Origin of the sequence: Rhizobium sp. TRM96647 (assembly GCF_025780115.1) — a bacterium.
Classification (GTDB): Bacteria; Pseudomonadota; Alphaproteobacteria; order Rhizobiales; family Rhizobiaceae; genus Mycoplana.
In genome coordinates, this window is sequence record NZ_JAOXHF010000005.1 from 171,625 (window position 1) to 194,666 (window position 23,042).

19 protein-coding genes and 1 other RNA gene are annotated in these 23,042 nt (G+C 66.2%); 19 read left to right on the plus strand and 1 reads right to left on the minus strand.

Annotation, left to right across the window (positions count from 1 at the left end):
- Positions 1 to 62 precede the first annotated feature (62 nt).
- The 14 genes from OCK02_RS11380 (at position 63) to murB (ending at position 16,201) form a co-directional block, all read left to right on the plus strand.
- On the plus strand, positions 63 to 1,265 hold the full coding sequence (locus tag OCK02_RS11380) for an NAD(P)/FAD-dependent oxidoreductase (protein ID WP_263813166.1): 1,203 nt from the start codon (positions 63 to 65) through the stop codon (positions 1,263 to 1,265).
- Between the two features lie 74 nt (positions 1,266 to 1,339).
- Positions 1,340 to 1,739, plus strand: an RNA gene (gene rnpB, locus OCK02_RS11385) — RNase P RNA component class A.
- 496 nt (positions 1,740 to 2,235) lie between these two features.
- A complete protein-coding gene (gene mraZ / locus OCK02_RS11390) occupies positions 2,236 to 2,676 on the plus strand; it encodes a division/cell wall cluster transcriptional repressor MraZ (RefSeq protein ID WP_263813167.1) in 441 nt (146 codons plus the stop codon).
- Positions 2,677 to 2,690: 14 nt separating this feature from the next.
- Positions 2,691 to 3,716 carry a 16S rRNA (cytosine(1402)-N(4))-methyltransferase RsmH gene (gene rsmH, locus OCK02_RS11395; protein ID WP_263813168.1) on the plus strand — a complete coding sequence of 342 codons (1,026 nt, stop codon included), beginning with the start codon at positions 2,691 to 2,693 and terminating at the stop codon, positions 3,714 to 3,716.
- Positions 3,717 to 3,719: 3 nt separating this feature from the next.
- Complete coding sequence (locus OCK02_RS11400; protein WP_263813169.1) at positions 3,720 to 4,121, plus strand: hypothetical protein; 402 nt, start codon at positions 3,720 to 3,722, stop codon at positions 4,119 to 4,121.
- Entirely contained in the window at positions 4,121 to 5,872 is a 1,752-nt protein-coding gene (locus OCK02_RS11405; RefSeq protein ID WP_230804747.1) for a peptidoglycan D,D-transpeptidase FtsI family protein, read from the plus strand. Before OCK02_RS11400 ends, OCK02_RS11405 begins: the two co-directional genes overlap by 1 nt.
- A 70-nt stretch (positions 5,873 to 5,942) precedes the next feature.
- The gene (locus tag OCK02_RS11410) at positions 5,943 to 7,397 is read left to right on the plus strand and encodes a UDP-N-acetylmuramoyl-L-alanyl-D-glutamate--2,6-diaminopimelate ligase (RefSeq protein WP_263813170.1); all 1,455 of its coding nucleotides are present in this window, start codon (positions 5,943 to 5,945) and stop codon (positions 7,395 to 7,397) included.
- On the plus strand, positions 7,394 to 8,827 hold the full coding sequence (locus OCK02_RS11415) for a UDP-N-acetylmuramoylalanyl-D-glutamyl-2,6-diaminopimelate--D-alanyl-D-alanine ligase (RefSeq protein WP_263813171.1): 1,434 nt from the start codon (positions 7,394 to 7,396) through the stop codon (positions 8,825 to 8,827). Before OCK02_RS11410 ends, OCK02_RS11415 begins: the two co-directional genes overlap by 4 nt.
- A gap of 169 nt (positions 8,828 to 8,996) precedes the next feature.
- Complete coding sequence (mraY, locus tag OCK02_RS11420; protein ID WP_230804750.1) at positions 8,997 to 10,097, plus strand: phospho-N-acetylmuramoyl-pentapeptide-transferase; 1,101 nt, start codon at positions 8,997 to 8,999, stop codon at positions 10,095 to 10,097.
- Between the two features lie 4 nt (positions 10,098 to 10,101).
- Positions 10,102 to 11,505 (plus strand): UDP-N-acetylmuramoyl-L-alanine--D-glutamate ligase, encoded by a 1,404-nt coding sequence (gene murD / locus OCK02_RS11425; protein WP_263813172.1) that lies wholly within the window; start codon positions 10,102 to 10,104, stop codon positions 11,503 to 11,505.
- A gap of 11 nt (positions 11,506 to 11,516) precedes the next feature.
- Positions 11,517 to 12,671: a putative lipid II flippase FtsW gene (gene ftsW, locus OCK02_RS11430; RefSeq protein WP_263813173.1), complete on the plus strand. Its 1,155-nt coding sequence runs from the start codon at positions 11,517 to 11,519 to the stop codon at positions 12,669 to 12,671.
- A gap of 4 nt (positions 12,672 to 12,675) precedes the next feature.
- Positions 12,676 to 13,818, plus strand: a complete 1,143-nt coding sequence (gene murG / locus OCK02_RS11435) for an undecaprenyldiphospho-muramoylpentapeptide beta-N-acetylglucosaminyltransferase (RefSeq protein WP_263813174.1) — start codon at positions 12,676 to 12,678, stop codon at positions 13,816 to 13,818.
- Positions 13,815 to 15,230 (plus strand): UDP-N-acetylmuramate--L-alanine ligase, encoded by a 1,416-nt coding sequence (gene murC, locus OCK02_RS11440; protein WP_230804758.1) that lies wholly within the window; start codon positions 13,815 to 13,817, stop codon positions 15,228 to 15,230. The genes murG and murC overlap by 4 nt, the downstream gene beginning before the upstream one ends.
- Complete coding sequence (gene murB, locus OCK02_RS11445) at positions 15,227 to 16,201, plus strand: UDP-N-acetylmuramate dehydrogenase (RefSeq protein WP_230804760.1); 975 nt, start codon at positions 15,227 to 15,229, stop codon at positions 16,199 to 16,201. Before murC ends, murB begins: the two co-directional genes overlap by 4 nt.
- Before the next feature lie 83 nt (positions 16,202 to 16,284).
- Here the strand turns inward: murB and OCK02_RS11450 are convergent, their stop codons facing one another.
- Entirely contained in the window at positions 16,285 to 17,589 is a 1,305-nt protein-coding gene (locus OCK02_RS11450; RefSeq protein ID WP_263813175.1) for an MFS transporter, read from the minus strand.
- 273 nt (positions 17,590 to 17,862) lie between these two features.
- Here OCK02_RS11450 and OCK02_RS11455 point away from each other — a divergent pair, with 273 nt between their 5' ends.
- The 5 genes from OCK02_RS11455 to ftsA all read left to right on the plus strand — a co-directional run bounded on the left by OCK02_RS11455 (position 17,863) and on the right by ftsA (position 23,017).
- Positions 17,863 to 18,720 (plus strand): GGDEF domain-containing protein, encoded by an 858-nt coding sequence (locus tag OCK02_RS11455; RefSeq protein WP_263813176.1) that lies wholly within the window; start codon positions 17,863 to 17,865, stop codon positions 18,718 to 18,720.
- Between the two features lie 123 nt (positions 18,721 to 18,843).
- Positions 18,844 to 19,530: an aquaporin Z gene (aqpZ, locus tag OCK02_RS11460; protein WP_263813177.1), complete on the plus strand. Its 687-nt coding sequence runs from the start codon at positions 18,844 to 18,846 to the stop codon at positions 19,528 to 19,530.
- A gap of 315 nt (positions 19,531 to 19,845) precedes the next feature.
- The gene (locus OCK02_RS11465) at positions 19,846 to 20,769 is read left to right on the plus strand and encodes a D-alanine--D-alanine ligase (RefSeq protein WP_230804766.1); all 924 of its coding nucleotides are present in this window, start codon (positions 19,846 to 19,848) and stop codon (positions 20,767 to 20,769) included.
- Positions 20,757 to 21,689: a cell division protein FtsQ/DivIB gene (locus OCK02_RS11470; RefSeq protein ID WP_263813178.1), complete on the plus strand. Its 933-nt coding sequence runs from the start codon at positions 20,757 to 20,759 to the stop codon at positions 21,687 to 21,689. Before OCK02_RS11465 ends, OCK02_RS11470 begins: the two co-directional genes overlap by 13 nt.
- Entirely contained in the window at positions 21,686 to 23,017 is a 1,332-nt protein-coding gene (gene ftsA, locus OCK02_RS11475; protein WP_263813179.1) for a cell division protein FtsA, read from the plus strand. Before OCK02_RS11470 ends, ftsA begins: the two co-directional genes overlap by 4 nt.
- Positions 23,018 to 23,042: the final 25 nt, after the last annotated feature.

Genomic DNA, 23,042 nt, shown 5'->3' on the forward strand with positions numbered 1-23,042 from the left:
CGCCGCTTCCCGTTTGCGTTGCCATGGGCTAAGCCGGTCTCGTCTTGCAGGCGAGGGTGGTCATGACGCGTCGGTTCGAGTTCATCGTGGTCGGGAAGGGGATGATGGGGGCTGCCGCCGCCCGGCATCTGGCGTCGGCGGGCGCGAGCGTCGCGCTCATCGGGCCGGACGAGCCCGCTGACAGGATGCGGCACGACGGCGTCTTTGCCAGCCACTACGACGAAGGCCGGATCACCCGGACCATCGATTCCGACGCGGACTGGGCGCTGCTCGCCCGTCGCTCGATCGCCCGCTACCGCGCCCTCGAGGCGGAGAGCGGCATTCCATTCTACACCGAGGCCGGATGCCTGATCAGCGGGCCGGCGCCCCGCGGCGAGGGCGGCTATCTCGACGCGGTCGTCGCCGCGCGCGACCGGCTGCAGGTCGATGCGCCGCTCCTGGACCGCGCGCAGGTCGAGGCCCGGTTTCCCCGGTTCGCGATCCCGGCAACCTCAGCCGGCGTGTTCGAGGCCGACGGCGCCGGCTACGTCAATCCCCGCGGCCTGGTCGCGGCCGAGACGGTTTGCACCGAAAAGGCCGGCGGCACGGTGATCCGCAGAGAGGTCGTCTCCGTCGAGGCGATCGACAAGGGCGCCGCGGTGACGCTTCGCTCCGGGGAAACGGTCGTCGGCGGGCGTGTGCTCGTGGCGGCGGGCGGGTTCTCGATCGGCGAGGGGCTGCTGCCGCGCGCGGTCGATCTGACGGTCAAGGCGCGCACGGTGGTGTTCGCCGAGATCGCCGAGGCCGATCTTGCGGCGTTCGCGGGCATGCCGAGCTGGATCGACGAGAGCTTCCTGCCGCACGAGCACTTCTACCTGCTGCCGCCGATCCGCTATCCGGACGGCAAGTGCTATATCAAGATCGGCGGCGATCCGGCCGATATCGTCCTTCCCGACGCGGCCGCCGTCCGTGCCTGGTTCCGGACGGAGGGAAATCCCGCGGCTGCCGCCCATCTGCGCCGCGTGCTGGCCCGGGCGATGCCGGATCTCGCGCCGGTTTCCTTCTCCAGCGCCCCTTGCGTGACGACGTTCACGGCGCACGGCTATCCCTATGCCGGTTTCGCCGACGGTGAACGGATCGCCCTCCTTGCCGGCGGCTGCGGGGCGGCGGCCAAGAGTTGCGACGAGATCGGGCGCATCGGCGCGGATCTTCTCGTCCGCGGGCATGTGGACGAACCGGACTACGCAACCGATTTTTCCGTCCGCTTTCGCCGGGCTCCGACCTGAGCCGGTGCACCAACCCTTGAAAATCCTGTCGAAATCTCTGGCCATGGCATCGCGCTTTCGCTAAGGAACGCGGGCCAGTTGGCCGGGCAGCCGCGCTCCGCAAGTGCCGAAAGGCCGCGGGGGGAGGAAAGTCCGGGCTCCACGGAAACACGGTGCCGGATAACGTCCGGCGGGGGCGACCCCAGGGAAAGTGCCACAGAGAGCAGACCGCCTTCGTCTTCGGAGGTAAGGGTGAAAGGGTGGGGTAAGAGCCCACCGCGGACATGGCGACATGGACGGCACGGCAAACCCCACCGGGAGCAAGACCGAATAGGGATGACGCGAACGGCGCAAGCCGTTCAGCCCGTTTCCGGGCCGGTCATCCGGGTGGGTTGCACGAGGCCGGGCGCAAGTCCGGTCCCAGATGAATGGCTGCCACGTTCTGGCCCTCGGGCCGGAGCCATACAGAACCCGGCTTACAGGCCAACTGGCGTTTTTCCCCTGATCGGCACAGTGATTCGCGGCCGCCGCCGAAGGGGCTCCACGGGCCCGTGCCAACCGGCCGTGCGGAGGCCGCAGGCCCGCAATACAGTGCAATCGCCGGGCGTCGCCTGCGCCTTTCAGGCTGCCGGATTGCAGCCGCCATTGGCCACCGACGCCAACTTCCCTGAGCTGATTTGCGATTGAATCCAGCTACTTGGATGGCGGTTCGTAACCCTTTGTTAAACTTAACAGCTTATAAACGTTTGATGGCTTCGCTTCAGGGAACCGGCCAATTCCCATTGACGCCCATATGGTCCCATGGTATCCCATAAACATACCGCACGGGGGCGAATGATCGCCCGTTCATCGCAAGCTTCAAAAGGGTCCCGATCCGGGGCGGCACGGCGTTTTGGCGTCGTGTCCGGGTCTGTCTGTGCGCGTGTGTTCAGTGGGGATTTTCCGGCTCTCAGTGGGTTTTCGCCGGTCAGGGAAGCGGCTGTAGAGCGTCATGAACCGGTTCCTGTCGAATGCGACAAACAGGGTCGATGCGAAGGGGAGGGTTTCCGTGCCTTCGTCCTTCCGCGCCGTCCTTGCGCAACGCGACATCCGGGAGCTCTATTGCTTCCAGGACTTCGTCTTCCCGGCGATCAGCATCGGCGGGCCGGATCTGCTCGACCGTTTCGAGCGGCAGATCGCCAGCGAGGATCCGTTCTCGCCGGCAGCGAATCAGATGTCGCTCCTCATTCACGGGGGCGGCGTCTTCATGAAGCTCGATTCCGAGGGGAGGCTGATGGTCACGGATTTCATCCGCGACTTCACCGGGATCTCGGCGGAGGTCACCTTCGTCGGTCGGGCGGATCATTTTCAGCTTTGGGCGCCGCAGACGTTCGAGGCAGTGCAGGCGGCGGCCAGGACGGAGCGCAGATTGCGAGGTCTGGGCTCGGAATAGAGTGGAGAAACGGGATGGCGGCGGATGCAGGCGGAGGACATTCTGAAGCCGATGGCGGACCGGTCCGCCACATCCCGGTTCTTCTTGCCGAGGTTCTGGAGGCGCTGAAGCCGGCCCCCGGCCAGGTCGTCCTCGACGGCACCTTCGGCGCCGGCGGCTATACCTCCGCCATTCTTGACAAGGGCGCCTCGGTGATCGCGCTGGACCGCGATCCGAACGCGATCGCTGCCGGGCAAGCGCTGGTTGCCGCATCCGGCGGGCGCCTTTCGCTCATCCATTCGCAGTTTTCCGAGCTGGCGCGGCATGCGCCGGACGGCGGGCTCGACGGCGTCGTGCTCGATATCGGCGTCTCCTCGATGCAGCTCGACGAAGCCGAGCGTGGCTTCTCGTTCCAGAAGACGGGCCCGCTCGACATGCGCATGTCGGCGGCCGGCGTCTCGGCTGCCGATGTCGTCAACCGCGCCAAGGTCTCCGACCTTATCCGCATCTTCGGCTTTCTCGGCGAGGAGAAGCAGGCGGGCCGCATCGCGCGCGCCATCGAGAAGCGCCGCAGCGAGACGCCGTTCGAGACGACCCGCGACCTCGCGGGGCTGATCGAGATCGTCACCCCCAGGAAGGCCAAGGACAAGATCCATCCGGCGACCCGCGTCTTCCAGGCGCTGCGCATCTTCGTCAACGACGAGCTCGGCGAACTGGCCCGGGCGCTCTTTGCAGCCGAACGCGTGCTGAAGCCCGGCGGGCGGCTCGTCGTGGTCAGCTTCCATTCGCTGGAGGACCGGATCGTCAAGAAATTCTTCCTCGACCGCTCGGGCAAATCCGCCGGTTCGCGCCATCTACCGGAGCTAATTAAGCGTGACGTAATCTTCGCACCAGTCGGGAAGTCCATGATCGTTGCGAGCGAGGAGGAGAGTGCCGCCAATCCCCGCGCGCGTTCGGCCAAGTTGCGGGCCGGCGAGCGGACGGCGGCCCCTCCCGGGACGGATGACCTGGCGATATTCGAACTGCCCGACCTGGCAAGCCTTGAGAAGATTGGAGGCTGATGGATGTTCCGCACCTTTGACGCCATTCTCGTCGTCGTGATGACCGCCGCTGCGACCGTGACCTACACGATCAAGCACAAGGCGGAAAACAAGCTCGACGAGGTCCGCAAGCTGGATGCGGAGATCATGCTCGAGGAGCATACGATCGACCTCCTGCGCGCCGACTGGGCGCTCCTGACGCAGCCGGCCCGGCTCAACCGGCTGGTGAAGATCTACGAGGGCGATCTCAAGCTCGTGCCGACGGAATCCACCCAACTCGTCCAGCCGATGGAGCTGCCGATGCCGACGGCGGAACTGCCGGCGCTCGAAGACGACAAGGATACCAAGAGCGGCGCCGACAAGATCGCCAGGGCAAAGGGTGCCGCCGGCACCGACAAGATCGCAACAGGCTCGGTGGCACGCTGATGTCGTTTCTCTCCCGCATCATGGACCTCAAGAGCAAGGCCCACTTCTCGCATGGCGGCAACGGCCGGCCGGCGGGTGCGACGGGCGCCACCGCCTTCCAGGGGCACCGCAAGCGCAGCGCCTCGCAGGCGAAGAGCCGGGTGGCGGTCATCATGGCCTGCTTCGGGCTCGCCTACTGCGTCGTCGGCGGGCGGCTGGTGCAATACGGCATGACGCAGCCGGAATCGGTTTCCAGCATCGGCCCGGCCGACCGCCTGCTCGCCTCGCGTCCCGACATCGTCGACCGCAACGGGGAAATCCTGGCAACCGACATCCGCACCGTTTCGCTCTATGCCGAACCGCACAAGATCGTCGATGCCGACGAGGCGCTGGAACTGCTGCAGACCGTGCTGCCCGAACTCGACCCGAAGGCGACCTACAAGAAGCTGAAATCGGATTCGCGCTTCCAGTGGCTGCAGCGCCAGCTGACGCCGAAGCAGCAGAGCCGTATCCTCGCGCTGGGCATCCCCGGCGTCGGCTTCCGTCCCGAGAAGCGCCGCTTCTATCCGAGCGGCGCCGCATCAGCCCATATCGTCGGCTACGTCAACATCGACAACCGCGGCATCGCCGGCATGGAGCGCTATATCGACAACCAGGGCCTTGCCGACCTTGCCGCGATCGGCATGACCAGCGACGCCAAGATGGAGCCGGTGCGGCTGTCGATCGACCTGCGCGTCCAGTCGATGCTGCACGACGTGCTGGTCTCCTCTATGGAGAAGTACCAGGCGGAGGCGGCCGGCGCGGTCGTCCTCGACGTGCACACCGGCGAGGTGCTCGCCATGGCCTCGGTGCCGGACTACGATCCGAACAATCCGGCCGAGAGCGCCAAGGACGGCTGGCTGAACCGCATGTCGGACGGCACCTTCGAGATGGGGTCGACCTTCAAGACGTTTACCACCGCGATGGCGCTCGATTCCGGCAAGGTGAAGCTGACCGACAGCTTCGACGCCCGCTATCCGATCCGCATCGGCGGCTTCACCATCAAGGACTTCCACGGCAAGCACCGGGTGCTGACGGTGCCGGAGATCTTCCAGTATTCGTCGAACATCGGCACGGCCAAGATGGCCGACATCGTCGGCATTCCCGGCCACAAGGAATTCCTGACCCGGCTCGGCCTGCTGTCGAAGATGCAGACCGAGTTGCCTGAGGTGAAGACGCCGTCGCAGCCGCGCGAATGGAAGAAGATCAACTCGATCACCATCTCCTTCGGCCACGGCGTCTCGACGACACCGCTGCAGACGGCGGTGGCCGGCGCGGCGCTCGTCAATGGCGGCAAGTACGTGCCGCCGACCTTCCTGCCGCGCAGCCGCGACGAGGCCGACGCTATGGCGCAGGCCGTCGTCAAGCCGTCGACCGGCGAAGACATGAAGTTCCTGCTGCGCTGGAACGCCATGAACGGTTCGGGCAAGCGGGCGCTGGTGCCCGGCTTCAACGTCGGCGGCAAGACGGGCACGGCCGACAAGGTGGTGAACGGCCGCTACGCCAAGAACGGCCTCAATTTCAATGCCTTCCTCTCGGCGTTCCCGATCGACGATCCGCAATACATGGTGCTGACCTTCATCGACGCGCCGAAGACCGGCGAGGGCGGCGGACGGACGGCCGGCCTGAACGCGGCGCCGATGGTCGGCGAGATCATCCGCCGCAGCGCCCCACTTCTCGGTGTAAAGCCGAAATTCGGGGAGGACGGGTCTGCCTTGCTCGTGTCTTATTGAGCGCAGAATGAACGGGGCAAGTGCCGATTCGTAGGTGAAACGGCCGCCTTCAAGAAGAACAGAGCTGCATATGAAGATCTCAGACCTTGCCGGAGCCGAAATTGCCGAACTGGACGCCGCCGCGGCGGCAACCGAGATCGGCGGCATTTCGGCGGACAGCCGCAAGGTCTCTCCCGGCGACCTGTTCGTCGCCCTGCATGGGTCGAAGGCGGATGGAACGGCCTATGCGACCGACGCCGTTTCGCGAGGGGCTGCCGCCATCGTGACGGGGCGGGGGGCGAAGGTCGAGGCCGCCGTTCCCGTCCTTGCCGTGGACGATCCGCGTCGGTTCCTGGCGCTGGCGGCCGCGCGCTACTTCGCCCGTCAGCCGGAGACGATGGTCGCCGTCACCGGCACGGCCGGCAAGACTTCGGTCGCTTCCTTCACCCGCCAGATCTGGGCGCATGCCGGGCATGCCGCCGCGATGATCGGTACGACCGGCGTGACCGCGCCCGGACGCGAGGACTACGGTTCGCTGACGACGCCCGACCCCATCTCGCTGCACAGGCTGCTCGCCGAACTTGCCGATGCCGGCGTCACCCATGCGGCGATGGAAGCCTCCAGCCACGGCCTTGATCAGTCGCGCCTCGACGGCGTGCGGCTGTCGGCCGCCGCCTTCACCAATCTCGGCCGCGACCACATGGACTACCACCCGACGGTGGAGCACTACCTGGCCGCCAAGATGCGCCTGTTCGATACGCTCCTGCCCAAGGGCGCGCCGGCGGTGATCTTTTCCGATGACGAATGGTCGAAGGCTGCGATCGAGGCGGCGACGAAGGCCGGCCTCGACGTGCGCACGGTCGGCCGCAAGGGCGACTACCTTTCCCTGAAGCGCGTCGAGCACTTCCGCCACAAGCAGATGGCGGAGGTCCATGTCGGCGACGACATCTACGAGATCCACATCCCGCTTGCCGGCGACTTCCAGATTGCCAACGCCTTGGTCGCGGCCGGCCTTGCGATGTCGACGGGCGTTCCAGCAAAGGACGCCATGGCCGCACTCGGCCATCTGGTCGGCGCCTCGGGGCGGCTGGAACTCGTCGGGCATACCAAGGCCGGTGCGCTCGCCTATGTCGACTACGCCCACAAGCCGGATGCGCTGGAGAACGTGCTGTCCTCGGTGCGGCCGTTCACGTCGGGCCGGGTCATCGTCGTCTTCGGTTGCGGGGGCGACCGGGACAAGGGCAAGCGGCCGATCATGGGCGAGATCGCGACAAGGCTCGCCGATGTCGTGATCGTCACCGACGACAATCCGCGCTCGGAAGTGCCGGAGGTGATCCGCTCGGAGATCATGGCGGCGGCCAGGGGGGCAACGGAAATCGGCGACCGGGCGGAGGCGATCGGCGCCGCCGTCGCCATGCTTTCGGCGGGCGATACGCTGATCGTCGCCGGCAAGGGGCACGAAGAGGGGCAAACGATCGGCAGCGTCACGCTGCCGTTCTCCGACCACGCGGAACTGCGCAAAGCCCTGGAGGAGCTCGACCGTTGACCCTGCTATGGACCATCGCCGACCTGATCGCGGCCACCCATGGCCGCCCGCTCGGACACCTGCCCGCCGGTATCGCCGGCATTTCCATCGACAGCCGGGCGATCGGCCCCGGCGACGCCTTCTTCGCCATCAAGGGCGACCGGGTGGACGGACATGATTTCGCAAGCCTCGCCCACGCCAATGGTGCAGCGCTTCTCGTCGTATCGGAGGGAAAGCTGCCGGCGCTCGGCCGCCTGACGGCGCCGATGCTGGTGGTCAACGACGTGCTGCAGGCGCTGGTCGACCTCGGCTGCGCGGCGCGCGACCGCAGCGGGGCCAAGGTGATCGCCGTCACCGGTTCGGTCGGCAAGACCACGACCAAGGAGATGCTGCGCCACTCGCTTTCGGCCTGCGGCCCCGTGCACGCCTCCGTCGCCTCGTTCAACAACCACTGGGGCGTGCCGCTGACGCTGGCGCGCATGCCGGAGAACACCGCATACGGCGTGTTCGAGATCGGCATGAACCATGCCGACGAGATCCGGCCGCTGGTGAAGATGGTGCGCCCGCACGTGGCGATCGTGACGACGATCGCCGCCGCCCATCTCGGCAATTTCGCAAGCCTGGAGGAGATCGCGGCCGCCAAGGCGGAGATCTTCGAGGGGCTGGCGCCGGGGGGGCACGCCCTGCTCAATCGCGACAATGCCCAGTTCCCGCTGCTCGAGCAGGCGGCGAAGGCGGCGGGCGTGGAGCATATCCACACCTTCGGCGCCGATCCTGCCGCGGAATTCAAGCTGATCGAATACGTGGCCGGCGCGCAGGGCAATGTGCTGTGGGCTTCGATCGGCGGGCAGACGCTGGAGATCCCGATGGGTGCGCCGGGCCGGCATATCGCGGAAAATGCGGTCGCCGTCCTCGGCGCGGCCCATCTCGCCGGCGCCGACATCGAGAAGGTCATGCACGCGCTTTCGACGATGCAGCCGGAAAAGGGGCGGGGACGCCGCCACCGGCTGGCGATCGACGGCGGCTTCTTCACGCTGATCGACGACAGCTACAACGCCAACCCCGCCTCGATGCGGGCAGCGATCGCGCTTTTGCGCGACACTGTTCCCGGCCCCGGCGGCCGGAGGATCGCCGTCCTCGGCGACATGCTGGAAATGGGCGCGTTCTCCGAGCAGGTGCACGCCGAACTGGCGGCGCCGCTCGCCGAAGCGAGGATCGAGGACGTCTGGATCGGCGGTCCGGAAATGGCGGCGCTGCGCGAGGCGATCGGCGAGGCGGCGCGGGTCGAATACAGCGACGACGCCGAGGGTATGCGGAAATTCGTTCTGGAATCGGTGCGACCGGGGGACGTGCTTGTGGTCAAGTCGTCGAAATCGGCCGAATTCAGCCGTGTCGTGTCGGCTTTGCTTGACAAGTTCGAGGCATTCTCCGACACGGAGCGCGCCGAATGATGCGCCGCGGCCCCTCGGGGTTCGCGGCGTTTCGACGATTGGCATAGGGGGAAATGCGGGGCGATCCGGCCCTTGCTATCTCCGGTTCTGAATTTATCGCGGTCCCGCGTCGGGACGGTCTTGTCCCGTCCGGCCGCGACACCGCAAATCCTTTGGGGAAAGGTCACGAATGCTGCTCTGGCTTGTCGAACTGGCGGACGAACTCCAGGTGTTCAACCTGTTCCGCTACATCACGTTCCGCACGGGCGCAGCGTTGTTCACCTCGGCCACCATCGTCTTCCTGTTCGGGCCGGCGATCATCGCCTCGCTCAGGGTGCGCCAGGGCAAGGGCCAGCCGATCCGTGCCGACGGGCCGCAGACCCATTTCAAGAAGGCCGGCACGCCGACGATGGGCGGCATCATGATCCTCGCCGGCATCGTCGGAAGCTCGCTCCTGTGGGCGGACCTCTCCAACATCTATGTCGTGGCGACGCTGCTCGTCACCCTCGGCTTCGGCGCGATCGGCTTCTATGACGACTACCTCAAGGTGACCAAGCAGACCGACAAGGGCTTCTCCGGCAAGGCGCGGCTGGGGCTCGAGTTCATCATCGCCGGCATCGCCACCTATTTCATGATGCGGGCTGCGGTCTCCTCCGGCGTGGCGGGATCGGAGCTCGGCACCTCGATCGCGTTTCCCTTCGTCAAGGGCTTCGTGCTCGACCTCGGCATCTTCTTCGTGCTCTTCGGCGGCTTCGTCATCGTCGCCGCCGGCAATGCCGTGAACCTCACGGACGGGCTGGACGGACTTGCGACGGTGCCGGTGATGATCTCGGCGGCATCCTTCGGCATCATCGCCTATCTCGCCGGCAACGCGGTGTTCGCCAACTACCTGCAGATCCATTTCGTGCCCGGCACGGGCGAACTCGCCGTGATCCTCGGCGCCGTGATCGGCGCGGGCCTCGGCTTCCTCTGGTTCAACGCGCCGCCGGCTGCGATCTTCATGGGCGACACCGGTTCGCTGGCGCTCGGCGGCCTGATCGGCACGGTGGCGGTCGCCACCAAGCACGAGATCGTCATGGCGATCATCGGCGGCCTGTTCGTCATGGAGACGCTGTCGGTCATCATCCAGGTCGGCTCCTTCAAGCTCACCGGCAAGCGCGTCTTCCTGATGGCGCCGATCCACCATCATTTCGAGAAGAAGGGCTGGACCGAGAGCCAGGTGGTGATCCGCTTCTGGATCATCGCGGTCATCCTCGCGCTCGTCGGCCTCTCGACGCTGAAGCTGCGGTAAGGCCATGATCGCCGTCACCACGCTCAGGAACAGGAACGTCGCACTCTTCGGCCTCGGGGGCTCGGGGCTCGCGACCGCCCAGGCGCTGGTCGAGGGCGGCGCCAATGTCACGGCATGGGACGACAATCCGGACAGTGTCGCAAAGGCTGCGTCCGCCGGCATTTCGACCGCCGACCTGCGCCAGGTCGACTGGAGCGGGATCTCGTCCTTCGTGCTGTCGCCGGGCGTGCCGCTGACCCATCCGAAGCCGCACTGGAGCGTGGATCTCGCGCGCGCCGCGGGCGTCGAGATCGTCGGCGACGTGGAACTGTTCGTGCGCGAGCGCCGGGCGCATGCGCCGGACTGCCCGTTCATCGCGATCACCGGCACCAACGGCAAGTCGACCACGACGGCGCTGATCGCCCATATCCTGAAGGCGAGCGGCCGCGACACGCAACTCGGCGGCAATATCGGTACGGCGGTGCTGACGCTCGATCCGCCGAAGGCCGGCCGTTTCTATGTCGTCGAGTGCTCGTCCTACCAGATCGACCTCTCCCCCACCATCGACCCGACCGCCGGCATCCTTCTGAACCTGACGCCGGACCATCTCGACCGGCACGGGACGATGCAGCACTATGCCGATATCAAGGAACGCCTCGTCGCCGGCAGCGACACGGCGGTCGTCGCCGTCGACGACAGCTTCACGGCGCTGATCGCCGACCGGATCGAACGCTCGGGCACCAAGGTCGTGCGCGTCTCGCGCCGCCAGCCGCTGGCCGACGGTTTCTATGCCGAAGGCGGGCATATCCGCTTTGCCCATGGCGGCACGTCGCGCCCGGTCGCCGACCTTTCCGATATCCAGACACTGCGCGGCGGCCACAACGCCCAGAACGCGGCGGCGGCGATCGCCGCCTGCCTTACGGTCGGGGTCGGCGAGGACGAGATCCGCAAGGGGCTCGCGTCCTTCCCGGGGCTGAAGCACCGCATGCAGCCGGTCGGCCGCAAGGGCGGCGTCGTCTTCGTCAACGACAGCAAGGCGACCAATGCGGATGCGGCGGCACCTGCGCTTTCCAGCTACGACCGGATCTACTGGATCGCCGGCGGGTTGCCGAAGGAAGGGGGCATCGCCAGCCTTTCCGGCTTCTTCCCGAGGATCGCCAAGGCCTATCTGATCGGCGAGGCGGCGGCTGCCTTCGCGGTGACGCTCGGCGAGCAGGTTCCCTACGAGATTTCCGGCACGCTGGAGCGCGCGGTGGCGCATGCGGCGGCGGATGCGGCGGGTGACGCAAGCGGGCCGGTGGCGGTCCTGCTGTCCCCGGCCTGCGCAAGCTTCGACCAGTACAAGAACTTCGAGGTCAGGGGCGACGCCTTCGTCGGCCATGTCGCCGCTGTCGCGGGCATGGAAATGCTGATCGAGACCAACGGTTAGGGGGATATGCCATGGTAAGTCGCGCCGAGCGCGGTCCGGTTGCCGATTGGTTCTGGACGATAGACAGGTTGTTTCTCGCCGCCTTCATCCTGTTGATGGGGATCGGCTTCATGCTGTCCTTCGCCGCCAGCCCGGCCGTGGCCGAGCGGCTCAATCTCGACAGTTTCCACTTCGTCAAGCGCCATGCGCTGTTCCTCGTGCCGGCGATCGCGACGATGGTGGCGATTTCCTTCCTGACGCCGCGGCAGGTGCGGCGGATGGCGGCGATCCTGCTGATCGTCTCGCTGGTCGCCATGGTGCTGGCGCTGTTCTTCGGCGTCGAGGTCAAGGGCGCGCGGCGGTGGCTGTCGATCGGCAGCCTGTCGGTCCAGCCGTCGGAATTCATGAAGCCGGCCTTCGTCGTCATCTGCGCGTGGCTGTTTTCCGAGCATGCCCGCCAGCCGGAGATCCCCGGCAATCTCTTCTCCATCCTCCTGTTCGGCATCGTCGCGGCACTGCTGGTGGCGCAGCCCGACCTCGGCCAGACGATCCTGGTCACCGCGGTCTGGGGCGGCATGTTCTTCATGGCCGGCATGCCGTGGATCTGGATCATCCTGCTCGGCGGCGTGGCGCTCGGCGGCTTCGTTTCGGCCTACTACCTGTTCGACCACGTAGCCGGCCGTATCGACCGGTTCCTCACCGGCGAGGGCGACACGTTCCAGGTCGATACTGCCCGCGAGGCGATCATCCGCGGCGACTGGTTCGGCAAGGGGCCGGGCGAGGGTGTGGTCAAGCGGATCATCCCCGACAGCCATACCGACTTCATCTTCTCTGTGGCGGCCGAGGAGTTCGGCATCATCTTCTGCATGGTCATCGTCGCCGTCTTCGCCTTCGTCGTGCTGCGCGGCCTGAACCATGCCTTCAAGGAGCGCAACGACTTTACCCGCTTCGCCGTCGCCGGCCTGGTGCTTCTGATCGGCACCCAGTCGATGATCAATGTCGGCGTGAACCTCGAACTGCTGCCGGCCAAGGGCATGACCCTGCCGCTGATCTCCTATGGCGGCTCGTCGATGACGGCGATCTGCGTGACCGCCGGCTTCATCCTGGCGCTGACGCGCCACCGGCCGGAGAAGCGCGCCACCGAGCGGAGCCTGTTCCGCTCCGGCATGATGGCGCCGGCGGAGTGAGCGCATGACGAAAGGCATCATCCTGCTGGCCGCGGGCGGTACCGGCGGCCATCTCTTTCCGGCCGAGGCGCTGGCGCACGAGCTCAAGGCCGGCGGCTGGTCGGTGCATCTGGTCACCGACAGCCGCGCCGAGCGCTTCGCCGGCAAGTTTCCGGCCGACGAGATCCATGTGGTGCCGTCCGCGACGATCGGTTCGAAGAACCCGGTGAAGGTGGTGTCCTCGCTCTGGACCCTGTGGAAGGGCCTGCGCACGGCGCGGCGGCTGATGTCGCGGCTGAAGCCTGCCGCCGTCGTCGGCTTCGGCGGCTATCCGACGCTGCCGCCGCTGCTCGCCGCCACCGGCATGGGCATTCCCTCGATGATCCACGAGCAGAACGCGGTGATGGGGCGCGCCAACAAGGCGCTGGCCTCCCGCGTCAAGGCGATCGCCGGCGGTTTCCTGCCGGACAGCGAAGGGCCCTATGCGGCCAAGACGGTGACGACCGGCAACCCCGTCCGGCCCGCGGTCCTGGCCGCAGCGGAGGTTCCCTACCGTCCGTCCATGGCGGACGGCGATTTCCGTCTCGTCGTGTTCGGCGGCAGCCAGGGCGCGCAGTTCTTCTCCAAGGCCGTGCCGCAGGCGATCTGCCGGCTCGGCGAGCACAAGCGGGCGCGGCTGCACATCACCCAGCAGGCCCGGCCGGAAGACCGCGAGGGCGTGGAGGCGGTCTATACGAAGCTTGCCGTCCCGGCCGAGGTCTCGCCGTTCTTTGGCGACATGGCTGAGCGGCTGGCAGGCGCGCATCTGGTAATCTGCCGCTCCGGCGCCTCCACTGTCTCCGAACTCGCCGTGATCGGCCGGCCGTCGGTGCTGGTGCCTTACCCTTATGCGCTGGACCACGACCAGGCCGCCAATGCGGCAGCGCTCGCCGCCCAGGGCGGGGCGAAGGTGATCGCCCAGTCGGAGCTTTCTCCGGAAAAGCTGTCGATGATCATCGGCGAGGCGATGAAGCAGCCCGAGCGCATGGCGGAGATGGCGGCGAACGCCCGAAAGACCGGAAAGCCGGATGCCGCGCGCTTGCTCGCCGGCATGGTAGAGGCTATTGCGGGCGGCCAGACGATCGCAGAATTCAAGACGATCGCAGAATTCAAGGGAGAACGGCCATGAAGATGCCGAAGAGCATAGGGCTCGTTCATTTCATCGGGATCGGCGGGATCGGCATGAGCGGCATCGCCGAGGTGCTGCACAATCTCGGCCACCGCGTACAGGGTTCCGACCAGTCCGACAGCGCCAACGTGCAGCGGTTGCGCGACAAGGGTATCGAGGTGTTCGTCGGCCACAAGGCGGAGAACATCGGCGACGCCGAAGTGGTGGTGGTGTCGACCGCCATCAAGAAGAACAATCCCGAACTGATCGCCGCGCGGGAGAAACTGCTGCCGGTGGTGCGCCGGGCGGAGATGCTGGCCGAGCTGATGCGCTTCCGCAATGCGATCGCGATCGGCGGCACGCACGGCAAGACGACCACCACCTCGATGGTCGCGTCGCTGCTGGAAGCCGGCGGGCTCGACCCGACCGTCATCAATGGCGGCATCATCAACGCCTACGGCACCAATGCGCGGATGGGCGAGGGCGAGTGGATGGTGGTGGAGGCCGACGAATCCGACGGCACCTTCCTGAAGCTTCCCGCCGACGTCGCGGTCGTGACCAACATCGACCCCGAGCATCTCGATCACTACGGCAATTTCGACGCCGTCCGCGCCGCCTTCCGCCAGTTCGTCGAGAACGTGCCGTTTTACGGCTTCGGGGTGATGTGCCTGGACCATCCCGAGGTGCAGGCGATGGTCAGCCGCATCGAGGACCGCAAGGTCATCACCTATGGCGAGAACCCGCAGGCCGACGTGCGCTTCGGCAATATCCGCATGGACGGGGCGACCTCGGTGTTCGACGTCGAGATTCGCCGGCGCCGCACCGGCCAGGTGATCGAGCTGAAGGACCTTCGCCTGCCGATGCCCGGCCGCCACAACGTCTCCAACGCGACGGCGGCGATCGCGGTCGCCCAGCGGCTCGGCATCAAGCCGGACGACATCGCCCGCGGGATCGCGGCCTTCGGCGGCGTCAAGCGGCGCTTCACGCTGACCGGAACCTGGAACGGCGTGTCCGTCTATGACGACTACGGCCACCATCCCGTCGAGATCAAGGCGGTACTGCGGGCGGCGCGCGAGGCCTGCCAGGGGCGGATCGTCGCGGTCCACCAGCCGCACCGCTATTCGCGCGTGCACAGCCTGTTCGAGGAGTTCGCCGGCTGCTTCAACGATGCCGATACCGTGATGATCGCACCGATATATGCGGCCGGCGAGGAGCCGATCGAAGGGGTGAGCGCGGAGACGCTGGTATCGCGGATCAAGTCCGGCGGACATCGCGACGCACGCTACCTCGAAGGGCCGGAACAACTGGCCTCCACCATTGGCGCCATTGCCAGGCCCGGCGACTTTGTGGTTCTCTTGGGGGCAGGTAGCATAACCTATTGGGCGGCGGCGCTGCCGAAGGAACTGGCAGGCATTTCGGGAATGACGGCATGAAGCAGGTGGATGGCGAGAAACTGCTGGCGTCGCTGGGCGACAGCCTGAAGGATGTGCGGGGACGGCTGACGCCCGACGCGCCGATGGATCGCGTCACCTGGTTCAGGGCCGGAGGGCTGGCGGAAGTGATGTTCCAGCCGCACGACACCGACGACCTGGTCACGTTCCTCAAGCTCTTGCCCGAAACGGTGCCGCTGATGGTGGTGGGTGTGGGCTCGAACCTTCTGGTGCGCGACGGCGGCATTCCCGGCGTCGTCATCCGCCTTTCTGCCAAGGGGTTCGGCGACCTGGAACTCGCAGGCGACAACAGGATCAAGGCGGGCGCCATCTGCCCGGACAAGAACATCGCCGCCATGGCGCTCGACAACGGCATCGCCGGCCTGGAGTTCCTCTACGGCATCCCCGGCTCGATCGGTGGAGCGCTACGGATGAACGCCGGTGCCAATGGCGGCGAGACGAAGGATCTCGTCGTCGAGGTGCATGCGGTCGACCGCAAGGGCGAGACCCATGTCCTGTCCAACGCCGACATGGGCTACAGCTACCGCCATTCCAAGGCGCCCGAGGGCCTCATCTTCACCCATGCCGTCTTCCAGGGGCAGGCGGGCGACAAGGCCGAGATCCGCACGAGGATGGACGCGGTGCGCCAGCATCGCGAGACCGTGCAGCCGATCCGGGAGAAGACCGGCGGCTCCACCTTCAAGAACCCGGAGGGCCACTCGGCCTGGAAGCTGATCGACGAGGCCGGCTGCCGCGGGCTGATGATCGGCGGCGCGCAGATGTCGCCCATGCACTGCAACTTCATGATCAATACCGGCCAGGCGACCGGCTACGAACTGGAATACCTGGGCGAGACCGTGCGCTCGCGCGTCCTGGAGCACTCCGGCGTGATGCTGCAATGGGAGATCAAGCGGGTCGGCAAGTTCATGCCGGGCTACGAGGTGCGGGAGTTTCTGGGCCGGGCGACGGCCTGAGTCCGGATAAGACCTGACCCAATGAAAACGCCGCGGTGGTTGCCGCGGCGTTTGTCGTTTCCGGGTGTCTAATCAGCCGAAGCTCAGACCTCTTCCTTGCCCGAGAGCAGGATGCAGGCGAGCGTGATCACCGCGGAGATGCCGAGGTAATAGCCGACATAGGTCATGCCGTAGTTGGCCTGCAGGTAGGTCGCGATGTAGGGCGCCAGCGAGGCGCCGAAGATGCCGGCGAAGTTGAAGGTGATCGACGATCCGGTATAGCGGACCTTGGTCGGGAAGGGGGCGGCGAGCGCCGTGCCGATCAAGCCATAGGTCATGCCCATCAGCGCCATGCCGACGATCACGAAGACAATGATGCCACTTTCGCCGCCGGTCATCAGGCCCGGCAGGAAGAAGGAGAAGACGCCGATCAGCACCGTGGTGGCGATCAGCACCTCGCGGCGCCCGTACTTCTCGGCGAGCTTGCCGGCAAGCGGGATGAACAGGCCGAACAGCACCGAGCCCATGATCTGGATCTCGAGCGCCTCGACGAAGGGGATGCCGACGACCTTGACGTTGTAGGAGAGCAGATAGGCCGAGCCGATGTAGAACAGCACGAAGGTGGCGAGCGCTACGAAGGTGCCGAGGACGAGGCTGCGCTTGTGGTTGCGGAACAGTTCCGCAACGGGCACTTCCACCCGCTCCTTCTTGTCGATCGCTTTCTGGAAGGCCGGCGTCTCGGTGATCGACAGGCGGACCCAGAGGCCAACGGCGATGAGCACGATCGAGGCGATGAACGGAACGCGCCAACCCCAGGCGAGCAGCGATTCCTGCGACATGAAGTGCAGCAGCACCCAGAACACGCCCGATGACAGGAACAGGCCGACCGGAGCGCCGAGCTGCGGGAACATGCCGTACCAGCTGCGCTTGCCGGGGGGCGCGTTCTCGGTTGCGAGCAGGACGGCGCCGCCCCATTCGCCACCGAGGCCGAAGCCCTGGCCGAAGCGGCACAGCGCCAGGAGCAGCGGCGCCAATACGCCGATGGTCTCGTAGGTCGGCAGCAGTCCGATGATGACGGTGGAAATCCCCATCGTCAGAAGGGCCGCCACCAGCGTCGTCTTCCGTCCGATGCGGTCGCCGTAATGGCCGAACACGATCGCGCCGAGCGGACGGGCGAAGAACGCGATCGAAAAGGTGGCGAAGGAGGCGAGCAGCGCCGTGGTCGGATCGCTGTTGGGGAAGAACAGCGCGGGGAACACGAGCACCGCCGCTGTTGCGTAGACGTAGAAATCGAAAAACTCGATGGTCGTACCGACCAGGCTTGCAAAAAGGACACGCGCCGGGGAGTTCACGGCGGAGGTAGTCGAATGCGTCGCGGTCGGTGACACCGTTATGGGAGTGTCACTCATTGATCTTCTCTCAACTGTTTCTTGAATGTCAGTGCCGTCTTGGGAGGCAGCGCGCCCCTCATACGGCACGCACGGCAATTGTGAAACAACAAATATGCCGCAGGACGGTCGTTCCGATAATTTTCGCGCTGTTCAGGCGTGCCGTGGCGACATTTTCGGTCGCGCGTTCGTGCGGAACGGCGCGAGCGTAGCCTTCCATGCAACTTATGATGAGCGATTTCCCAACAAATTGTTAACTTCGGCGGTCCTAGATAGGGCCAGTGGGGGCCGCACATGATCGAGCGCGTCAAAGCCTGGGTGACCAACCAGCTTGCATTGGGGGATTTTTCCTCGCGCGAGCAGGTGTTGCGGCGTTCGCTCGTCATGGCCCTGCGCATCGCCGCGCTCGCCTACAGCATCAACGTCGCCGCCCATCTCGTCCTCCATGGCGTGGGGCTGCTGCCCTACGACCTGGCGAAGGCGCTGGTGATCGCCACCGTCCTGACGCCGCTGGTGTCGCTGCCGGTCGCCTTTGCCGCCTATTATGTGGTCGGGCACGCCGTCTACGAGCTGGCACTGTCGCGCGCCGAATTCGAGCGCCTGAGCCGGACGGATTCGCTGTCGGGGCTCCTGAACCGGCGCGCCTTCCTCGAGGCCATCGAGACCGCCGTGTCGCCGGCGGCCCTTGCGATCTTCGACGTCGACCGGTTCAAGTCGATCAACGACACGCTCGGCCATGTAGCGGGCGACGAGGTCATCGTTTCGATTGCCGGCAGGCTCGAAGCGCTCGCCGGCGGACGCCACATCGTCTCGCGCATCGGCGGCGAGGAATATGCGGTGCTGGTGTGCGGGCTGTCGCCGGACGAGACGCTGGGGCTGGTCGAGGATGCCCGCAGCCTCATCGAAGCCAGGCCGGTCGCCTGCGGAACGGGCTCCGTCGCCGTCACCGTTTCGGTGGGTGTCGCCGATTGCGTACCGGGACGGGATTTCGACGACCTCTTCTCCCATGCCGACCGGGCGCTCTACCTCGCCAAGGTTTCCGGTCGCAACCGCGTCGTACACGAGCGCGAGGTCGGGGGCGTCGCTCCGCCTGCCCGATACGAGACGCCGTTCGACGGGATCATTCGCGACCGGGTGGGGTTGGCGTCGTGACAATGGTTGCCGCACGGCATCAGCCGAAAGCCTGAGTTTATTTCACCGGCCGCCTGTGTGCAGAGTCCTGCCTCGATCAACGCCGCGCGCCATTCTCGGGCCGGCAATTCGGGGGAAGTGCGCATGATCAAGAAGCTTGCGGCGGAATTCCTGGGGACGTTCTGGCTGGTGTTCGGCGGCTGCGGCAGCGCAGTGCTGGCGGCCGCCTTTCCTGAGGTCGGCATCGGCCTGCTCGGCGTGGCGCTGGCGTTCGGCCTGACGGTGCTGACCATGGCCTATGCGGTCGGCGGCATTTCGGGCGGCCACTTCAATCCGGCCGTGTCTGTCGGCCTGACGGTTGCCGGAAAGTTCCCGGCGTCGGCGCTGGTGCCCTATGTGGTGACGCAGGTCGCCGGCGCAATCGTCGCAGCCCTCGTTCTCTACTTCATCGCCACCGGAAAACCCGGCTTCGAGCTTGGCGGCTTCGCCTCCAACGGCTACGGCGAACACTCGCCGGGCGGATACTCGGTCACCTCCGCCTTCCTGATCGAGGTGGTGATGACCTTCATGTTCGTCTTCATCATCCTCGGTTCCACCCATGGCCGCGTGCCCGTCGGCTTCGCGCCGATCGCCATCGGGCTGACGCTGACGCTGATCCATCTGGTCTCGATCCCCGTCACCAACACTTCGGTCAATCCGGCCCGCTCGACCGGCGTTGCCCTGATCGTCGGCGACTGGGCGATCGCCCAGCTCTGGCTCTTCTGGCTCGCCCCGGTCATCGGCGGCGCCCTTGGCGCGCTGGCCTGGAAAGCGGTCGGCGAGGACGACTGAGGTCCGCATTTTCCCGGCGTGAAACGTCGCCCGCTCCGGTGTCCGGGGCGGGCGTATTCATTTCTCTTCCTCGTGTGTTGGAGCTTGCATTGCCGGCAACTCTCTGATTCTAAGGAGAGAATCCCTGCTGCGGTTTGATTCGGGAATGATGCGTTTACGATTTCATCGCGGGCCGGTTAACGAAAGTAAACGCTTCATTAACCATAATGCCGTTGTAGTGACGGGGAGGCGGAAATTCGAGTCGCCGGCGCCGATCGAGGTCAGGCCCGGGCAAGGAAATCCGGTCAATGTGAGAGATCGAGTCCAGGGGTGAAGATGAGCAAGCATGTCGCGGTGCTGATGGGTGGGATTTCCTCCGAACGGCCCGTAAGCCTTTCGTCCGGCAACGCCTGTGCGGATGCCCTCGAGGCGCATGGTTATCGCGTCACCCGGGTCGATGTCGGCTACGACGTCGCCACGGTCCTTGCCGAACTTGCGCCGGACGTCGCCTTCAATGCCCTGCATGGTCCCTTCGGCGAGGACGGCAAGATTCAGGGCATCCTCGAATACCTGCAGATCCCCTATACGCATTCGGGCGTTCTTTCGTCGGCACTGGCGATGGACAAGGCGCAGGCGAAGATCGTCGCCAAAGCCGCGGGCATCCCCGTCGCCGAGGCGAAGCTGATGAACCGCTTCGACATCACCTCGGCGCATCCGATGAAGCCCCCCTATGTGGTCAAGCCGGTGCGCGAGGGGTCGAGCTTCGGCGTCGTCATCGTCAAGGAGGACCAGCCGCATCCGCCGCAGGTCGTCACCTCGGCCGACTGGCGCTACGGCGACGACGTCATGGTCGAGCGCTACGTCTACGGGCGCGAACTGACCTGCGGGGTGATGGGCAATGTCGCGCTCGGCGTCACCGAGGTGGTGCCGCAGGGACACGGCTTCTACGATTACGATGCAAAATACGAGAAAGGCGGCTCGAGACACGTCCTTCCGGCACAAATTTCACCAAATATTTACCAAAAAATACAAACACTCGCACTCAAGGCGCATCAAGCGATCGGGTGCCGCGGCGTCAGCAGATCGGACTTCCGGTACGACGACCGCTTCTCCGAAAATGGCGAGATCGTGTGGCTGGAAATCAATACGCAGCCCGGCATGACCCCGACATCCCTGGTGCCCGAAATGGCCGTCCATGCCGGCCATTCCTTTGGTGAATTCTTGAGTTGGATGGTGGAGGACGCGTCTTGTTTGCGTTGACCGGCAGAAAGAGAGGCAGAGCGCGCCGGATGGACGCCGCAGGGCTTGCGGAGGCCGAGGGCGGCCGCGTGCTGCCGCGTCCGCTGCGCCGCGTCGTGCGCCTTGCCGTCGGTCTCGCGGTCGGCCGGGTGACGATCCCGCGCCATGCCGGCACGGTGGCCGCGGTGTCCTTCTTCGCTGCCACCGGCTTCTACGGCATGTCGCTCGGCGGCCATAGCCAGGACTTCGCGCAGACGACCACGACCGCGGTCGGGTTCGCCATCGACGACGTCAAGGTTTCCGGTGCCCGCGAGACCTCCGAGATCGAGATCCTCGAACTGCTCGGCCTCGACGGCACGACCTCGCTCGTTGCGCTCGACGTGGAGGAGGCTCGCCGGAAGCTGTCGGAACTGCCCTGGGTCGAGCATGTCTCCGTGCGCAAGGTCTATCCCGGAACGATCGAGGTGGCGCTGAAAGAGCGCAGCGCCTTCGGCATCTGGCAGCACGGCAACGACCTGTCCCTGATCGAGAAGAACGGCAGCGTGATCGCGCCGCTGCGCGACAGCAAGTTTTCCGCGCTGCCGCTGTTCGTCGGTCGCGACGCGGAAGCCGCCGCCGCCGAGTTCGAGAAGCAGTTCGAGGCCTGGCCGGACGTCAAGGCGCGCGTGAAGGCCTATGTCCGTGTCGCCGGTCGCCGCTGGGACCTGCGCCTGGACAACGGCGTCGTCGTCATGCTGCCGGAGACCAACGTGCCGCGCGCCATGGCGGTGCTTGCAAGGTTCGAGGCGGAGCAGGGGATCCTGGAGCGCGACATCGCCGCCGTGGACCTGAGGCTGGAAGACCGTACCACCGTTCGACTGACAGAGGGTGCCGCTGAGCGCCGCATGAAGGTGCTGGAGCAGCGGACGAAGGAATTGAAGAAGGTGACCGACCGCTCATGAGTATCTTCGGTTCCTCCCATTTCGGCCTGCCGCGCCTGAAGCCGCTCAATTCGAAGCGGACGCACATCGTATCGGTGCTCGACATCGGCTCGACCAAGGTCGTCTGCATGATCGGCCGGCTGACGCCGCGCCCCGAGAGCGAGATCCTGCCGGGTCGCACCCATTCGATCGAGGTCATCGGCATCGGCCACCAGCGCTCGCGCGGCGTCAAGAACGGCGTGATCGCCGATCTCGATGCAGCCGAGAGCGTCGTCCGGCTGGCGGTCGACGCCGCCGAGCGGATGGCCGGGCTGACGATCGACAGCCTGATCGTCAACGTCTCGGCCGGACGCCTGCAGAGCGACATCTATACCGGCACGATCGATCTCGGCGGACAGGAAGTCGAGGCGGCCGACCTGCGCAAGGTGCTGACGGCGGCGGGCCAGCGCTCGCTGCGCCAGGACCGGGCGATCCTGCATTCGCTGCCGACCGGCTATTCGCTGGACGGCGAACGCGGCATCCGCGATCCGCTGTCGATGTACGGCGACGTCCTCGGCGTCGACATGCACGTGCTGACGGCCGAGCGCACGGCGCTGAAGAACCTCGAGCTCTGCGTCAACCGCGCCCATCTTTCGGTCGAGGGCATGGTGGCAACCCCCTATGCCAGCGGTCTTTCGGCGCTCGTCGACGACGAGGTCGAACTCGGCTGCGCCTGCATCGACATGGGCGGCGGCACGACGGCGATCTCGGTCTTTGCCGAGGGCAAGCTCGTGCATGCCGACGCGGTCGCGCTCGGCGGCCATCACGTCACCACCGACATCGCCCGCGGCCTCTCCACCCGGATCGAGGATGCGGAGCGGCTGAAGGTCGTGCACGGCTCGGCGCTGCCGAATGCGTCCGACGAAAGCGATATCGTCGCCGTCCCGCCGATCGGCGAGGACGACCGCGACCAGCCGACCCATGTGCCGCGGGCGCTCCTGTCGCGCATCGTCCGCGCCCGCATCGAGGAGACGCTGGAGCTGATCCGCGACCGGATCCAACGCTCCGGCTTCTCGCCGATCGTGGGTAAGCGAATCGTGCTGACGGGCGGTGCCAGCCAGCTCACGGGACTGCCGGAAGCCGCGCGCCGGATTCTGGCGCGCAACGTTCGTGTCGGGCGTCCGCTCGGCGTGTCGGGCCTGCCAGCCGCGGCCAAGGGTGCGGCGTTTTCCACGGCGGTGGGCCTGATGATCTATCCGCAGGTGGCGGAGTTGGAAGCGCATTCGACGCAGGGCGGCATGCTTGCGTCGCTTGCAGGAGGAAACGGCCGCATTGCCCGCATGGGGCAATGGCTGAAGGAGAGTTTCTGACGGGTTGCCGCCGGGTAGTTGCGTA

Coding starts and splice junctions, on each gene's coding strand:
- OCK02_RS11380 (WP_263813166.1), top strand. CDS start 63: ATGACGCGTCGGTTCGAGTTCATCGTGGTCGGGAAGGGGATGATGGGG.
- mraZ (WP_263813167.1), top strand. CDS start 2,236: ATGAACCGGTTCCTGTCGAATGCGACAAACAGGGTCGATGCGAAGGGG.
- rsmH (WP_263813168.1), top strand. CDS start 2,691: ATGGCGGCGGATGCAGGCGGAGGACATTCTGAAGCCGATGGCGGACCG.
- OCK02_RS11400 (WP_263813169.1), top strand. CDS start 3,720: ATGTTCCGCACCTTTGACGCCATTCTCGTCGTCGTGATGACCGCCGCT.
- OCK02_RS11405 (WP_230804747.1), top strand. CDS start 4,121: ATGTCGTTTCTCTCCCGCATCATGGACCTCAAGAGCAAGGCCCACTTC.
- OCK02_RS11410 (WP_263813170.1), top strand. CDS start 5,943: ATGAAGATCTCAGACCTTGCCGGAGCCGAAATTGCCGAACTGGACGCC.
- mraY (WP_230804750.1), top strand. CDS start 8,997: ATGCTGCTCTGGCTTGTCGAACTGGCGGACGAACTCCAGGTGTTCAAC.
- murD (WP_263813172.1), top strand. CDS start 10,102: ATGATCGCCGTCACCACGCTCAGGAACAGGAACGTCGCACTCTTCGGC.
- ftsW (WP_263813173.1), top strand. CDS start 11,517: ATGGTAAGTCGCGCCGAGCGCGGTCCGGTTGCCGATTGGTTCTGGACG.
- murG (WP_263813174.1), top strand. CDS start 12,676: ATGACGAAAGGCATCATCCTGCTGGCCGCGGGCGGTACCGGCGGCCAT.
- murC (WP_230804758.1), top strand. CDS start 13,815: ATGAAGATGCCGAAGAGCATAGGGCTCGTTCATTTCATCGGGATCGGC.
- murB (WP_230804760.1), top strand. CDS start 15,227: ATGAAGCAGGTGGATGGCGAGAAACTGCTGGCGTCGCTGGGCGACAGC.
- OCK02_RS11450 (WP_263813175.1), bottom strand. CDS start 17,589: ATGAGTGACACTCCCATAACGGTGTCACCGACCGCGACGCATTCGACT.
- OCK02_RS11455 (WP_263813176.1), top strand. CDS start 17,863: ATGATCGAGCGCGTCAAAGCCTGGGTGACCAACCAGCTTGCATTGGGG.
- aqpZ (WP_263813177.1), top strand. CDS start 18,844: ATGATCAAGAAGCTTGCGGCGGAATTCCTGGGGACGTTCTGGCTGGTG.
- OCK02_RS11465 (WP_230804766.1), top strand. CDS start 19,846: ATGAGCAAGCATGTCGCGGTGCTGATGGGTGGGATTTCCTCCGAACGG.
- ftsA (WP_263813179.1), top strand. CDS start 21,686: ATGAGTATCTTCGGTTCCTCCCATTTCGGCCTGCCGCGCCTGAAGCCG.